This is a genomic window from Aeromicrobium sp. HA (assembly GCF_027171405.1).
In the GTDB taxonomy this organism is placed as follows: domain Bacteria; phylum Actinomycetota; class Actinomycetes; order Propionibacteriales; family Nocardioidaceae; genus Aeromicrobium; species Aeromicrobium tamlense.
In genome coordinates this window covers 1,076,525-1,090,314 of the sequence record NZ_CP114372.1, presented here as the reverse complement: position 1 = coordinate 1,090,314, position 13,790 = coordinate 1,076,525, and the positions used below count along the sequence as shown (strand labels likewise).

Below are 13,790 nucleotides of genomic sequence, written 5' to 3'. Positions count from 1 at the left end.
CCCTCACAGGCTGAAGGCGATCGTCACGGTCGTGCCGCCCGAGGGCATCGACTCGTAGTCGAGGTCGCCCTTCAGCTCGCCACGCACCAGCGTGGACACGATCGACAGGCCCAGACTCAGTGTCGGGTCGAAGTCGTCCGGCAGCCCCCGTCCGTCGTCACTCACCCTCAGCCGGATCCGTCCGCGGATCCGGTTGACGGCCAGTGTCACGCGCCCACCCTCGGGTCCGAAGGCGTGCTCGGCAGCATTCTGCACCAGCTCGGTCAGCGTCATCGCCAGCGGGGTCGCGATCTCGGCGGGCACCAGCCCGAACGAGCCCACCCGCTCGGCCTTCACGACGCCGCCACCGACGTCCAGCACCGTGCGAAGCAGCGTGTCGGCGATCGCGTCGAACTCCACCGACTCGTCGAAGGACTGGCTCAGCGTCTCGTGCACGAGCGCGATCGAGCCCACCCGCCGCTCGGCCTCCTGCAGCGCCTCGCGCGCCGCGGGGATCTCCATCCGCCGGCTCTGGAGCCGCAGCAGGGCCGCGACGGTCTGCAGGTTGTTCTTCACCCGGTGGTGGATCTCGCGGATCGTGGCGTCCTTCGAGACCAGCTCGCGCTCGCGCAGTCGTAGCTCGGTCACGTCGCGCAGCAGGATGAGCGAGCCCGTGGCCGCTCCCCCGCTGCGCAGCGGCATGATCCGCAGCAGCATCGACGCACCCGACGCCTCGATCTCGGCCTCGGTCTCGCCGGCTCCGAACAGCGTGGAGAACGGGCGGTCGGCGTCGTTGCCGATGAGGTACGTCGTGACGTCGATCAGGTCGGCGCCCTGGAGGTCGCCCACGTAGCCGAGCCGACGGTACGCCGACAGCGCGTTGGGGCTCGCGTACAGCACGCGGCCCTCCGCGTCGGTGCGGACGAAGCCGTCGCCCACCCGCAGCGAGTCGGCCAGCTCGGACGGCACGCCCGGCAGCGGGAACTCGCCGCGCTGGATCATCTCGAAGAGCTCGTCGCTGGCCCGCTGGTAGGCCGACTCGAGGGCGCTCGCGGTGCGGCGGTCGGTGACGGGGCGGCGCTTGACGATCACGCCGATGCGTCGGCCGGCCCACATCACCGGCACGGCGGCCTGCGTGATCGAGGTGCCATCGGCGAGCCGCTCGTCCTCGACCGCGGTCAGGTCGCGCGGGACGAAGGTGCCCACCACGTCCTCCAGCAGGGTGGTCGGGCCCGTGGTCGGACGGATCTGCGCCGCCGCCCACATCCCCTTCTCCTCCGCGTCCTCCACCCACAGGACCAGGTCGCTGAACGACAGGTCGGCGACGATCTGCCAGTCGGTGACCAGCAGCTGCAGCCGGTCGATCTGTGCCGTGGTCAGCGCGGTCTGCGCGTCGGCGATGTCTTCGAAGGAGGGCACGTTCCGAGACTAGGGCTCCGCTGGAAGCGACTCGCGGGTAACCTGCGTCACATGACCGAAGACCAGCAGCAGGACGCCGCGTTCCCGGAGCCCACCGGACCGCACGGCGGCCACCACGCACTCGACGTCGCGCGGGCCCACGGAGCCGAGGCGATGTTCACCCTCTCGGGCGCCCACATCTTCCCGATGTACGACGCCGCCGTGAAGTCCGACGAGCCGATGCCGATCATCGACGTGCGCCACGAGCCCTCCGCGGTCTTCGCCGCCGAGGCGATCGGCAAGCTCACGCGCACGCCCGGTCTCGCGGTGCTCACGGCCGGCCCCGGCGTGACGAACGGCGTGAGCCCGGTGGCGCAGGCCTACTTCTCGGGCGCTCCCCTCGTGGTCGTCGGCGGCCGCGCCGCGCAGTCGACGTGGGGCACCGGCACGCTGCAGGAGCTCGACCACCCGCCGATCTTCGAGACCATCACGAAGTCCGCCACGACGGCCAAGAGCCTGGCCGACATCGCGCCGGTCGTCGACGAGGCGTTCACCCTCGCCGGCTCGTCGCACCGCGGCCCCACGTTCGTCGACATCCCGATGGACGAGTTCTTCAACTCCGGCCCGGTCACGCACGTGTCGAGCGGCCCCTCGACCGAGCGGATCGAGCCCGACCCCGACGCGGTCGCGTCGGTCGTGCGCCTGCTCGCCGAGTCCCGGCGTCCGGTCGTGATCCTGGGCAGCGACGTGTGGTCCGACCACGCCGAGGAGGCCGCCCTGCGCTTCGTGCAGGAGTCCGGCATCCCCGCGATCGCCAACGGCATGGGCCGCGGCATCGTCCCCGGCGGCCACCCGAACCTCGTCACGAAGGCACGCTCGAAGGCCCTCGGCACCGCCGACCTCGTCGTGGTCGTCGGCACCCCCCTGGACTTCCGCCTCGGCTTCGGCCGGTTCGGTGGCAAGGAGGGCGGCGACCCCGCCGTCACGGTCCACATCGGCGACTCCCCCGGCCAGGTCTCCACCCACGCGTCGCTCGGCGCGTCGGCGGCCGGTGACCTCACCACGATCTTCGACGCGCTCCTCCAGGGACTCCAGTCCGGCACCAGCCGGCCCGACTGGTCGCCGTGGCTGAGCGAGCTGCAGGACGTCGTCGCGGCGGCCGTCCAGCGCGACGCGGCGCTGCTGACCGCCGAGGCCGACCCGATCCACCCCGCGCGGATCTACGGCGAGCTGCTGCCGCGGCTGGCCGACGACGCGGTCGTGATCGGCGACGGCGGCGACTTCGTGTCGTTCGCGGGCAAGTTCGTCGAGCCGCAGCGGCCCGGCGGCTGGCTCGACCCGGGCCCGTACGGCTGCCTCGGAGCCGGACTGGGCGCGGCGATGGCGGCCCGCATCGCGCGGCCCTCGAGCCAGGTCGTCCTGCTGATGGGCGACGGCGCCGCCGGCATGTCGATCATCGACGTCGACACGCTCGTCCGCCACGACCTGCCGGTCGTCATGGTGGTGGGCAACAACTCCGCCTGGGGTCTGGAGAAGCCCCCGATGCAGATGCTCTACGGCTACGACGTCGCGGCCGACCTCGCCCCGAACACGCGCTACGACCAGGTGGTCCAGGCGCTGGGCGGCGGCGGCGAGTTCGTCACCGACCCGAAGGAGATCGGCCCGGCGCTCGACCGCGCGTTCGCCTCGGGCGTGCCGTACCTAGTCAACGTCGCCACCGACGTGAACGCGCTTTACCCGCGCAACACGATGGGCGTCTGAGCGTGACCGACCCGTCCGGACAGGCCACCGTGACGCACACCGTCGGCCCCGAGCACACCGCCCGTGCGGTGGGCAGCGGCGACCTCGACGTCCTCGGCACGCCGGTCGTGCTGGCCTGGCTCGAGGCCGCCACGTGCGCCGCGCTCGACCTCGACCCCTCGCAGACGAGCGTGGGCACCCGCGTGGAGGTGCAGCACCTGGCCGCGAGCGCCGTGGGCGCCACCATCACTGCGACGGCCTCGGTCACCCAGCGCGACGGGCGCCTGGTGATCTTCGACGTCGCCGCCCGCGACCAGAACGAGGTGCTCGTGGCCAGCGGACAGGTGCGCCGGATCGTGGTCGATCGCGAGCGCTTCCTGTCCCGTGTGCCCGCGGTGGGCTGAGTGTGCGAGACTTGATGGTCAGCGTTTTGAGGAGGAACCATGGGCAAGACCGGTCGCAAGCGCCGGGCGCGTCGCAAGAAGGGCGCGAACCACGGTAAGCGCCCCAACGCGTGAAACCGCGCCGATAACGCACGAAACCCCATCCGGCGGATGGGGTTTCGTCGTCTCCGGGACTCAGCGCAGGTCGGTGATCTCGACCTGGACGGTGCGGATCTGCAGCCGCACCTTCTCGCGCAGGGGCTCGGGAGCGATCTCGGTGCACGAGCGACCGACGAGCGCCTTCACAATCTGCTCGAGGTGGTACTCGTTCAGGCAGTCCGAGCAGTCGTCCAGGTGCGCCTGGATCTCGTCGCAGCTGGCGCCGTCGATCTCCTGGTCGAGGAAGACGTAGAGGTTCTCCAGCGCCTTCTCGCAGTCGGGTCCGTCACAGCTCACTTGGTGTCACCTCCGGCCGGAACCTTCATCCCACGATCGCGGGCGTAGTCGGTGAGCAGGTCGCGCAGCTGCCGACGTCCGCGGTGCAGCCTCGACATCACCGTGCCGATGGGCGTGTCCATGATCTCCGCGATCTCCTTGTAGGGGAAGCCCTCGACGTCGGCGAGGTACACCGCGTAGCGGAAGTCCTCGGGGAGCGCCTGCAGGGCGTCCTTGACGTCGGAGTCGGGCAGGCGCTCGAGCGCCTCCATCTCCGCCGACTTCAGTCCCGACGAGCTGTGCGCCGCCGCCGCCGCGATCTGCCAGTCCTCGATCTCGTCCGTGACCTGCTGGGGCTGGCGCTGCTTCTTGCGGTAGTGGTTGATGTACGTGTTCGTCAGGATGCGGTACAGCCACGCCTTGAGGTTGGTGCCGGGCTTGAACTGGTGGAAGGCGCTGAACGCCTTCGCATAGGTCTCCTGCACCAGGTCCTCGGCGTCCTGGGGGTTGCGGGTCATGCGCAGAGCGGCCGAGTACAGCTGGTCGAGGAAGGGAAGGGCGTCGGCCTCGAATCGGGCCTGGCGCTCCTCCGGGGTCTCGTTCGACGGGTCCACGACGGTGTCGTCAGTCATCGTCGTCCAGCCTACTGTGGCCGGTCGTACGGGGCATGCGAGCATTCGTACCTCCTGTCAGGTCAAACGACTCGCCACGTACCCCTATTCCCCCTCGATCGGGATCGGCTCGACCAGCTCGGGACCGTTGTTGCGGACGTTGTTGACCTCGGTGGAGACGGGCCACGTGCGCAGCACGCCGGGCGTGGCCGGGACGAGGTGGTCGAGCGCCTCGGGCCACGGCTCGGCCGCCAGCCACCGGCTCGCGACGTCGGGCTCGACGATCAGCGGCGCGCGGTCGTGGATGCGGCCGTCCTCGCCCTCGGCGGACGTGGTGAGGATCGTGTAGGTCAGCAGCCACGCGCCCTCGGGGTCCTTCCAGAACTCGTAGAGGCCGGCGAGGCCCAGGCCCGACTCGGCGCTCATGAAGAACGGCTGCTTCGGCGGCTTGCGCTTCGCGCCGGGCTCGCCCTCGGGCTGGTACCACTCGTAGAACCCGTCGGCCGGCACGATGGCGCGCCGCTTGGCGAAGGCCTTGCGGAACGAGGGCTTCTCGGCCACCGTCTCGCTGCGAGCGTTGATCAGCCGATTGCCGATCGAGGGGTCCTTGGCCCACGAGGGCACCAGGCCCCACTTCGCCGTGACGAGCTCGCGCCGGACCGTGTCCTCGCCGGTGCGCTGCACCACGAGTGGAGCGAGCTTGGTGGGCGCCAGGTTGTAGTCGGCGCCGGTGTCCTCGAACAGGTCGCCGAGGTCAGCCTCGAAGTCGTCGACCAGGGTGGCCGGGGTCCGGGAGGTCGCGTAACGGCCGCACATGCGGCCATCGTAGGCGCGGGCACCGACGCTCCGGGCCGAGCCGGCGGGTTCCGCCACACCCGAGATGGTGGCGGATCCCGCCGGTTCAACCGGTGAGTGCGTCGAGCACCCAGGTCACGTCCTGGGCCACCGGCGGCAGCAGCTCGAGCCACACCCGCGGCGGGGGCGACTCGAACGTCCGGCGGAGCAGGACCGTGACCAGGCTCAGCGTCGGCTGGTCCAGGCGCCGGCGTTCGGCCAGCACGCAGAACCGCCGCGGGCTCAACTGGGCGATGACCTCGTCGCCGGGGAATGCGGTGCGCAGGGCGACGCTCACGTCGACCGCGTGCAGCGCCTGCTCCAGCGGGTGACCGGGCTCCGGAGGCAGCTCGACCACCACGAGGGCGTGACGATCCGTGACCGTCCCGTCGTCCCGGACCGCGCCGCGGTACAGCCCGTCCAGGCTGTGTCGCAGGTGCGCCAAGGTCGACAGCTGGGTCAGCGGGTCCTCGCACGACGTCTCGAGCTGCAGCGCCCTCGACGTCTCGGCCCACGCCACGGCGACTCCACGGACCATCGCGAACGACGGTTCGAGGCCGTCGAAGGCCCTCTCCACGCGATCCAGGACCTCGTGGAGCGGGACCCCGAGAGACGCTGCACTCGCTCCCACCTCGTGTGCAACGTCCACTGCGTCCACCCGGCCGGCACGAACGGCCGAGTCGAGGTCGACATAGCTGACGTCGAAGGGATCCATCTCCGTGCCTCCTCTCACAGGTGCCGGGCGCAGTCGCCGTGTTGTCACCCAAGAGACGGGGCCCGCCGGGGGCCATGACGCGACTTCGGCGACGAGTTTTCGTGCAACTGCGAGTTCGTCCCGAGAAATCCGGGCAAAACGAGTCCGCCCCCGTAGTCACAAAGGGCCACGTGAACACCGGACAGCAGCGGATCGGCCACCTAGACTGAGGAGCGTGGCTGACCGAGGTCACGCGCGTTCTGCTTCGCGACCACTCGGGAAAGGGGCTGGCAGTGACCCTCGACGCCCCGCCGCCTGCCCTCGGACAGGAGCGCAGCGACGCCGACCTGCTCACCGCGGTGCGCGGTGGTGACTCCGGCGCGTACGGCGAGCTGTACTCCCGCCACCAGGCGGCGGCCCAGCGCCTGGCGCGCCAGCTCATGCGGGGGCCCGACGCCGACGACCTCGTCGCCGAGGCGTTCACCAAGGTCCTCGTGACGGTGCAGAACGGCGGCGGGCCCCAGGAGTCGTTCCGGGCCTACCTGCTGACCGCGGTGCGTCGCCTGCACGTCGACAGGATCCGGGCCGTCACGCGCGAGCGTCCCACCGACGACCAGTTCGAGCTCGACGGCCGCGTGGACTTCGTCGACACCGCCGAGCTCGGCTTCGAGCGCACCACCACCGCCGAGGCGTTCGCGTCGCTGCCCGAGCGCTGGCAGATGGTGCTGTGGCACCTCGACGTCGAGGGCCAGAAGCCCGCCGAGATCGCGCCGATGCTCGGCATGAGCGCGAACAGCGTCTCGGCGCTGGCGTACCGGGCGCGCGAGGGACTGCGCCAGGCGTACCTGCAGAAGCACCTCGTCCCCACGACGACGCCCGACTGCCAGTTCGCGATCGGCAACCTCGGCGCGTTCGTGCGCGGCGGCCTCTCACGACGCGACGCGGGCAAGGTGCAGCGCCACCTCGACGAGTGCCGCTCGTGCATGGGGCTGTACCTCGAGCTCCAGGACTTCAACCACGGCCTCGCGGGCATCCTCGCCCCGGCGATCCTGGGCACGGCCGCCTCGGGCTACCTGCAGGGCACCGGTGCCGCCGGCGCGCTGGCCGGTGCCGGCGGCGGCCAGGGTGGCGCGGGCGGCGGAGGCGGCGCGGGTGCCGGCGGTGGCGCGGGCGCCGTGGGCGGCTCGACCTCCGGTGTCATGGGCGTGCTCGGCACGATCGGTCCCGCGGGCATCGCGGCCGGTGCGGCCGCCAGCGTCGTGGTGATCGCCGGGGCAGCCGCGCTCATCACCGTGGACCGTCCCCCGGGGTTCGACACCACCACCTCGGCCGACGGGCCCGGCTCGGTGCTGCGGCCGAACGGCTCGGTGGTCCCCCAGACCCAGGGTCCCGACGTGGGACCGCTGCCCGACCCGATGGTGTGGCAGGACCCCGAGGAGCCCGTGGACGAGCCGACGGACGACGACGAGCCGCCGCTGCCTGACGACCTCGCGCCCGAGGACCCGGTCCCCACCGACCCCGTCCCGCTGCCCACCGAGCCGACCACCGAGCCCACGCCCTCCGAGCCGACCACGATCCCGACCGCGGAGCCGACCACGGAACCGACCACGGAGCCGACCACGGAACCGACCACGGAACCGACCACGGAACCCACGACCGAGCCCACGACGGAACCGACCACCGAGCCCACGACCGAGCCGACCACGGAACCCACCACCGAGCCCACGACGGAACCGACCACGGAACCGACCACCGAGCCGACCACGGAGCCCACGACCGAGCCGACCACGGAACCCACCACCGAGCCCACGACGGAACCGACCACCGAGCCCACCACCGAGCCCACGACGGAACCGACCACCGAGCCGACCACGGAACCCACCACCGAGCCCACGACGGAACCCACGACCGAGCCCACGACGGAACCGACTACCGAGCCCACGACGGAACCGACCACGGAACCGACCACCGAGCCGACCACGGAACCCACCACCGAGCCCACGACGGAACCGACCACCGAGCCGACCACGGAACCCACCACCGAGCCGACCAGCGAGCCCACGACGGCTCCGGTCGACCAGACCGTCCGCGCGTCCGCGACGACCTCGTTCTTCTCGACGAGCTTCGCCTTCACGGTCGGCCGCGACGCCCAGCCCGGGCAGGCGGCGCAGATCCGCATCACCTTCACCGGCGGCTTCCCGGACCTCGAGATCATCACCAGCTGGTCGGGCTGGACCTGCACCCGTCCCGGAGGCATCACGAGCCCGACCCTCACGTGCAACCAGACCGTCACCGCGAACCGCACGCTGCCGACCCTCACGGTCCGCACCCTCATCCCCTTCGCGTCGGGCACCTACACCGTCACCAGCGGCGGCACGTCGCTCTCGGGCTCGTTCCGCTGAGCGCGACCTCGGCAGCGTCCGCATCCTGCGGCATGATGAGGGCATGACTCTCCTGCGCGCGGTGGCCCGTCCGATGCTCGCCTCGATGTTCATCTCCGGCGGGGTGATGGCGCTGCGCAAGCCGCAGGCGCTGGCCGCGAAGGCCCAGCCCGTGGCCGATGTCCTGCGCAGGATCGCGCCGCAGGCCGACCTGTCGGCCGCGAACCTCATCCGGCTCAACGGTGTCGTGCACGTCGCCGCCGGCGCCGCGCTCGCCACGGGCCACCTGCCGCGCACCTCGGCACTCGTCCTGGCCGCCACGATGCCCGCCACCACCGTGTCGGGTCACCCGTTCTGGAACGAGACCGACCCCGTCGCGCGCCGCAACCAGTTCACCCACTTCGTCAAGAACGTGTCGCTCACCGGCGGCCTGCTGCTGTCGACCCTCGACCCCGACCCGCACAAGCCGTGGCTGGGCACCCGCGCGAAGAACACCGCGGTCGCCGCCAAGGACACGATCGTCGACCAGATCGACGACCTGCGGGGATGAGGATGGACTGGCCCGCCCCGCTCCCCTCCGCCGCCGTCGACGCCGACGTCCGGCTGCCGGGCTCGAAGTCGCAGACCAACCGTGCCCTCGTGCTCGCGGCGATCGCCGACGGCCCGTCCACGGTGCACGAGCCGCTGGCCGCCCGTGACACCGAGCTGATGGCCGAGGCGCTCGTCTCGCTCGGCGCCCGGATCGAGCGCGGGACGCGCTCGTGGACCGTCACCCCGATCCGGCCCGTCGAGGCGGCCTCGGTCGACTGCGGCCTCGCCGGCACCGTCATGCGGTTCGTCCCGCCGGTTGCCGCCCTCGGCTCGGGCGAGGCCCGGTTCGACGGCGACCCCCGGGCCCGCGAGCGTCCGATGGGCACCACGATCTCCAGCCTGCGCGACCTCGGCGTCCGCGTCGACGACGACGGCCGCGGCAGCCTGCCCTTCACCGTCCACGGCGCCGGGTCGGCGCGTGGCGGTGCGCTCACCGTCGACGCCTCGGCCTCCAGCCAGTTCGTCTCGGCCCTGCTGCTGGTCGCACCCCGGTTCGCCGAGGGCCTCGACCTGCGCCACGAGGGTGGCTCGCTGCCGTCGCTGCCGCACGTCGCGATGACCGTCACCGAGCTGCGCCGCCGCGGCGTCGTGGTCGAGGAGTCGGCGGGTCGCTGGCACGTCCGTCCCGGGCCCGTGAAGGCGCTCGACGTGACGATCGAGCCCGACCTGTCCAACGCCGGACCGTTCGTCGCGGCCGCCCTCGCCACGGGCGGTCGGGTGCGCGTGCGCGACTGGCCCGAGACCACCGACCAGGCCGGCGACGCCTGGCGCGACCTGGTCACGGCCTTCGGCGGGCGCACCGAGCGCGACGGCGCCGACCTCGTCGTCCTCGGTCCCGAGCGCCTCGCCGGGGTCGACCTCGACCTGCACGACGTCGGCGAGCTGACCCCCGTGGTCGCGGCGCTGGCCGCGGTCGCCGACGGCCCGTCCCGGGTCTCCGGCATCGGCCACCTGCGCGGTCACGAGACCGACCGCCTCGCGGCACTGGCGACCGAGATCAACCGCCTCGGCGGTCAGGTCGAGGAGCAGCCCGACGGCCTCGTGATCACGCCGGCCCCGCTGCACGGGGGCACGTTCGCCACCTACGACGACCACCGCATGGCGCACGCCGGCGCGGTCATCGGGCTGCGCGTGCCCGGGGTCGTCGTGGAGAACATCGGCACCACCGCCAAGACCTACCCGGGCTTCGCCGACGACTGGGCGGCCGTGGTCTCGTGAGGGACGAGCACGACCAGTACGAGCGCCCCCGCCGGCGCACGCGGCCCCGCACGAAGGACCGGCCCGACTACTCCGACGCGCTCGTCGCCGTCGTCACCACGGTCGACCGCGGGCGCTACACGCTGCTGCTGCCCGACGGCACCGTCCTCACCGCGATGAAGTCCCGCTCGCTGGGCCGCCAGGGCGTCGTCGTCGGCGACGAGGCGCGCGTGGTCGGCGACGTCTCGGGCTCGGCCGACAGCCTCGCCCGCATCGTCGAGGTGCTCGAGCGCCGCACGGTGCTGCGCCGCAGCGCCGACGACGACGACCCGATCGAGCGCGTCGTGGTGGCCAACGCCGACCAGCTGGTGATCGTGGCCTCCCTCGCCGACCCGCCGCCGCGCCCCGGCCTCATCGACCGCTGCCTCGTGGCCGCGTACGACGCCGGGATGGACCCCGCGGTGTGCCTCACGAAGGCCGACCTCGCTCCGGCCGACGAGATCCTGGCGCAGCTCGAGCCGCTCGGCGTCCGCGTCGTGACCACGCGGATCGAGGGCGACCTCGAGCCCCTGCGCGACCTGCTGCGCGACCGCACCAGCGTCCTGATCGGCCACAGCGGCGTGGGCAAGTCCACCCTGGTCAACGCCCTCGTGCCCGACGCCGGCCGCACCACCAGCCACGTCAACGAGGTCACCGGACGCGGCCGCCACACCTCCACCTCGGCGATGATCCTGCCCCTGCCGTTCGGTGGCCGGATCGTCGACACGCCCGGGTTCCGGTCCTTCGGTCTCGCCCACGTGGAGATCGACCGGATCCTGCGGGCGTTCGCCGACCTCAACACCGCGGCGCGCGACTGCCCACGCGGCTGCACGCACCTGGCCGAGGAGCCCGAGTGCGCGCTCGACGCCGCCGCTGCGGCCGGCGAGATCGATCCCGCCCGGCTCGCGTCGTTCCGCCGGATCATGGCCAGCCGCTCGCTGGCCGACGAGTACTGACCTGACCGCGGCCGCCAGACCGTAGGGTGGGCCCCATGGCCAACCCGTACCTGGATGACCTGCGCCTGGCCCACGTGCTGGCCGACTCCGCGGACAACCTCAGCATGGACCGCTTCGGCGCCCTCGACCTCGAGGTCTCCACGAAGCCCGACATGACCTACGTGACCGAGTCCGACCGTGCCGTCGAGGAGGCGATCCGTCGCACCCTCAAGACCTCGCGCGGCCGCGACATCGTCCTGGGCGAGGAGGCCGGCGAGACCGAGGGCACCGCCGAGAACGCCGACCGTCGCTGGATCGTCGACCCGATCGACGGCACCTCGAACTTCGTGCGCGGCGTGCCCGTGTGGGCCACCCTCATCGCCCTCGAGGAGGCCGGCGAGATCGTCGTCGGCTGCGTGTCGGCCCCCGCGATCGGCCGCCGCTGGTGGGCGATGAAGGGCGACGGCGCCCACACCGGCAAGTCGTTCCGCCAGACGCGTCCCATCCAGGTGTCGGGCGTGCGCGAGCTGACCGCCGCGTCGATGTCCTACTCCTCGGCGCCCAGCTGGGGCCAGATCGGCCGCCAGGGCGAGTTCGACGCGCTGCTGCGCCAGTGCTGGCGCACGCGGGCCTACGGCGACTTCTGGTCGTACATGATGGTCGCCGAGGGCGCCGTCGACATCGCCGCCGAGCCCGAGCTCAACGTGTGGGACATGGCGGCCCTCGACATCATCGTCCGCGAGGCCGGCGGCCAGTTCACGAGCCTGGCCGGCGAGCCCGGCCCGTGGGGCGCGAACGCCGTCGCCACGAACGGACGCCTGCACGACGCCGTGATGGCCTACCTCGGGCACTTCCCCGACGACGAGCCGTCGACGTGGCCCGACGAGCCGGAGGACGACGACGAGCCGCTGGCCGACAACGTCACCCGGCTGCGCTTCTCCCGCGACGACTGAGCCGTGAGACCGACACCTGCGCCTCGGGTGTGATGCGGGCTACACTCCCCACACAGTCGAGTGTCGACGACAGTCGAGGAGGCAGCCATGCGCGTACGTGACGTACTCACCGCCAAGGGCAGTGCGACCGTGTTCACCATCTCCCCCGATGCCACGGTCGAGGAACTCCTCGACCTGCTGGCCGAGCACAACATCGGCGCCCTCGTGGTCAGTGCCGACGGCCGCTCGATGGCCGGCATCGTGTCCGAGCGCGACATCGTCCGCAAGCTGCGGGCCCTGCCCGAGCCCCGGTCGGCGACGGTGCAGCAGATCATGACCACCGACGTGCAGGTGTGCCACCCGGAGGACTCCTTCGGCTCCCTCATGAGCTCGATGACCGAGCACCGCGTGCGCCACATCCCCGTGCTGGAGAACGAGGAGGTCGTCGGGCTGCTCAGCATCGGCGACGCCGTGAAGTTCCGCATGGACCAGCTGGAGTTCGAGCGCGACCAGCTGACGCACTACGTCCAGGGCTGAGGCCCTTCCACCCCCCGCAGTGACCACTCTCACCTTGCGCGTCGATATGCAATCGATATATCGTAAGTACATCGGATGCCGCAGTGGTGTCCGTGGAACACCGAAAGGGGACGAGCATGCATCGCACTCCTCCCAACCCCGCCGGTCCGCACCGGCACCCCCGCAGGGCGCGTCGCGCCGGCGGACCCCGTGACTTCGACTGGGACCTCGGTCCCGGCCGCGGCCGTCCCGGACCGCGCGGTCCGCGTCGAGGCCGCAAGGGGGGCGACGTCCGCGCCGCCGCCCTGCTCCTGCTCGACGAGGCGCCCGCCCACGGGTACCACCTGATCCAGCAGATCGCCGCCCGCAGCGAGGGCGCGTGGTCGCCCAGCCCCGGGTCCATCTACCCGGTCCTGCAGCAGCTCGAGGACGAGGGCTTCATCGACTTCGAGCGGGTCGACGGTCGCAAGACCGCCACCCTCACCGACGCCGGCAAGGCCTACGTCGAGGAGCACCGCGAGACCCTCGGCGAGCCGTGGGACCCCGAGCAGCTGCGCCGCGGCGGCGACGCCGAGTCCGGCGCGCTGATCACCTCGGTCAAGACGCTCAACGCGGCCACACGGCAGGTCATGACCGTCGGCAGCCTGGCCCAGCAGGCCAAGGCCGCCGAGATCGTCAACGAGGCCCGGCGTCAGCTGTACGGCCTGCTCGCGGACGATGACGCCTGACAATCGCCTGAGGCTGCCCGAGTCGGAGCTGGGCTGGCGGTTCAGCCGCTCCTCCGGCCCGGGCGGCCAGCACGTCAACACCACCGAGACCCGCGTCGAGGTCCTCTGGTCCCCCGCGGACAGCACCGTGCTGACGCCCGACCAGCGCGACCGCGTGACCGCGCGCCTGCGCAACCGCCTCGTCGACGGCCGGATCTCGGTGGTGTCCTCGACCCACCGCTCCCAGCTGCGCAACCGCGAGGACGCGCTGCGCCGGCTCGAGGAGCTGGTCGCCGAGGCGCTGCGCCCCGCCAAGCGCCGCCGCGCGACTCGTCCCACCCGGGGATCGGTCGAGCGCCGGCTCGACGCGAAGAAGCGCCGCAGCCAGCTCAAGCGCGACCGCCGCGACTGGTGATCC

At 72.1% G+C, this 13,790-nt stretch carries 16 protein-coding genes; 11 read left to right on the top strand and 5 right to left on the bottom strand.

What is annotated here, in order from left to right; translation table 11 throughout:
- Positions 1-3 precede the first annotated feature (3 nt).
- Positions 4-1,398, bottom strand: a complete 1,395-nt coding sequence (locus tag O3S82_RS05300; RefSeq protein WP_179425602.1) for a sensor histidine kinase — start codon at positions 1,396-1,398, stop codon at positions 4-6.
- Positions 1,399-1,449: 51 nt separating this feature from the next.
- On the opposite strand from O3S82_RS05300, the gene O3S82_RS05295 reads away from it, so the two are divergent.
- Genes O3S82_RS05295 through O3S82_RS17345 form a run of 3 tightly spaced genes read left to right on the top strand, consistent with a single transcriptional unit; the run spans position 1,450 to position 3,635 of the window.
- Positions 1,450-3,138: an acetolactate synthase gene (locus O3S82_RS05295; protein WP_269306130.1), complete on the top strand. Its 1,689-nt coding sequence runs from the start codon at positions 1,450-1,452 to the stop codon at positions 3,136-3,138.
- A 2-nt stretch (positions 3,139-3,140) separates the two neighbouring features.
- On the top strand, positions 3,141-3,521 hold the full coding sequence (locus O3S82_RS05290) for a thioesterase family protein (RefSeq protein ID WP_269306128.1): 381 nt from the start codon (positions 3,141-3,143) through the stop codon (positions 3,519-3,521).
- 39 nt (positions 3,522-3,560) lie between these two features.
- Positions 3,561-3,635, top strand: a complete 75-nt coding sequence (locus O3S82_RS17345; RefSeq protein ID WP_369797015.1) for a 50S ribosomal protein bL37 — start codon at positions 3,561-3,563, stop codon at positions 3,633-3,635.
- 60 nt (positions 3,636-3,695) lie between these two features.
- Here the strand turns inward: O3S82_RS17345 and rsrA are convergent, their stop codons facing one another.
- The 4 genes from rsrA to O3S82_RS05270 form a co-directional block, all read right to left on the bottom strand.
- The gene (gene rsrA / locus O3S82_RS05285; RefSeq protein WP_179425608.1) at positions 3,696-3,956 is read right to left on the bottom strand and encodes a mycothiol system anti-sigma-R factor; all 261 of its coding nucleotides are present in this window, start codon (positions 3,954-3,956) and stop codon (positions 3,696-3,698) included.
- Positions 3,953-4,567, bottom strand: coding sequence for a sigma-70 family RNA polymerase sigma factor (locus tag O3S82_RS05280; RefSeq protein ID WP_179425610.1), 615 nt, complete (start codon positions 4,565-4,567; stop codon positions 3,953-3,955). The genes rsrA and O3S82_RS05280 overlap by 4 nt, the downstream gene beginning before the upstream one ends.
- Positions 4,568-4,651: 84 nt before the next feature.
- Positions 4,652-5,362: an SOS response-associated peptidase gene (locus O3S82_RS05275; RefSeq protein ID WP_179425612.1), complete on the bottom strand. Its 711-nt coding sequence runs from the start codon at positions 5,360-5,362 to the stop codon at positions 4,652-4,654.
- An 85-nt stretch (positions 5,363-5,447) separates the two neighbouring features.
- The gene (locus O3S82_RS05270) at positions 5,448-5,957 is read right to left on the bottom strand and encodes a hypothetical protein (protein ID WP_179425614.1); all 510 of its coding nucleotides are present in this window, start codon (positions 5,955-5,957) and stop codon (positions 5,448-5,450) included.
- Between the two features lie 410 nt (positions 5,958-6,367).
- Between O3S82_RS05270 and O3S82_RS05265 the strand changes: the two genes are divergently transcribed.
- The 8 genes from O3S82_RS05265 to arfB all read left to right on the top strand — a co-directional run bounded on the left by O3S82_RS05265 (position 6,368) and on the right by arfB (position 13,787).
- Positions 6,368-8,476 (top strand): sigma-70 family RNA polymerase sigma factor, encoded by a 2,109-nt coding sequence (locus tag O3S82_RS05265; RefSeq protein ID WP_269306123.1) that lies wholly within the window; start codon positions 6,368-6,370, stop codon positions 8,474-8,476.
- Positions 8,477-8,519: 43 nt separating this feature from the next.
- A complete protein-coding gene (locus tag O3S82_RS05260; RefSeq protein ID WP_179425618.1) occupies positions 8,520-9,005 on the top strand; it encodes a DoxX family protein in 486 nt (161 codons plus the stop codon).
- Positions 9,002-10,264 carry a 3-phosphoshikimate 1-carboxyvinyltransferase gene (gene aroA / locus O3S82_RS05255; RefSeq protein ID WP_269306121.1) on the top strand — a complete coding sequence of 421 codons (1,263 nt, stop codon included), beginning with the start codon at positions 9,002-9,004 and terminating at the stop codon, positions 10,262-10,264. The genes O3S82_RS05260 and aroA overlap by 4 nt, the downstream gene beginning before the upstream one ends.
- Positions 10,261-11,238: a ribosome small subunit-dependent GTPase A gene (rsgA, locus tag O3S82_RS05250; protein ID WP_269306119.1), complete on the top strand. Its 978-nt coding sequence runs from the start codon at positions 10,261-10,263 to the stop codon at positions 11,236-11,238. Before aroA ends, rsgA begins: the two co-directional genes overlap by 4 nt.
- A 35-nt stretch (positions 11,239-11,273) precedes the next feature.
- Entirely contained in the window at positions 11,274-12,170 is an 897-nt protein-coding gene (gene hisN / locus O3S82_RS05245; protein WP_179425620.1) for a histidinol-phosphatase, read from the top strand.
- Between the two features lie 87 nt (positions 12,171-12,257).
- The gene (locus tag O3S82_RS05240) at positions 12,258-12,686 is read left to right on the top strand and encodes a CBS domain-containing protein (protein WP_179425622.1); all 429 of its coding nucleotides are present in this window, start codon (positions 12,258-12,260) and stop codon (positions 12,684-12,686) included.
- Positions 12,687-12,802: 116 nt separating this feature from the next.
- Positions 12,803-13,393 carry a PadR family transcriptional regulator gene (locus O3S82_RS05235; RefSeq protein ID WP_179425624.1) on the top strand — a complete coding sequence of 197 codons (591 nt, stop codon included), beginning with the start codon at positions 12,803-12,805 and terminating at the stop codon, positions 13,391-13,393.
- Positions 13,383-13,787 carry an alternative ribosome rescue aminoacyl-tRNA hydrolase ArfB gene (arfB, locus tag O3S82_RS05230; RefSeq protein ID WP_269306116.1) on the top strand — a complete coding sequence of 135 codons (405 nt, stop codon included), beginning with the start codon at positions 13,383-13,385 and terminating at the stop codon, positions 13,785-13,787. Before O3S82_RS05235 ends, arfB begins: the two co-directional genes overlap by 11 nt.
- Positions 13,788-13,790 lie beyond the last annotated feature (3 nt).

What these genes read in the sequence shown, in the direction of transcription:
- O3S82_RS05295 (WP_269306130.1), top strand. Translation starts at nt 1,450, where the DNA reads ATGACCGAAGACCAGCAGCAGGACGCCGCGTTCCCGGAGCCCACCGGA.
- O3S82_RS05280 (WP_179425610.1), bottom strand. Translation starts at nt 4,567, where the DNA reads ATGACTGACGACACCGTCGTGGACCCGTCGAACGAGACCCCGGAGGAG.
- O3S82_RS05275 (WP_179425612.1), bottom strand. Translation starts at nt 5,362, where the DNA reads ATGTGCGGCCGTTACGCGACCTCCCGGACCCCGGCCACCCTGGTCGAC.
- O3S82_RS05260 (WP_179425618.1), top strand. Translation starts at nt 8,520, where the DNA reads ATGACTCTCCTGCGCGCGGTGGCCCGTCCGATGCTCGCCTCGATGTTC.
- aroA (WP_269306121.1), top strand. Translation starts at nt 9,002, where the DNA reads ATGAGGATGGACTGGCCCGCCCCGCTCCCCTCCGCCGCCGTCGACGCC.
- hisN (WP_179425620.1), top strand. Translation starts at nt 11,274, where the DNA reads ATGGCCAACCCGTACCTGGATGACCTGCGCCTGGCCCACGTGCTGGCC.
- O3S82_RS05240 (WP_179425622.1), top strand. Translation starts at nt 12,258, where the DNA reads ATGCGCGTACGTGACGTACTCACCGCCAAGGGCAGTGCGACCGTGTTC.
- O3S82_RS05235 (WP_179425624.1), top strand. Translation starts at nt 12,803, where the DNA reads ATGCATCGCACTCCTCCCAACCCCGCCGGTCCGCACCGGCACCCCCGC.
- arfB (WP_269306116.1), top strand. Translation starts at nt 13,383, where the DNA reads ATGACGCCTGACAATCGCCTGAGGCTGCCCGAGTCGGAGCTGGGCTGG.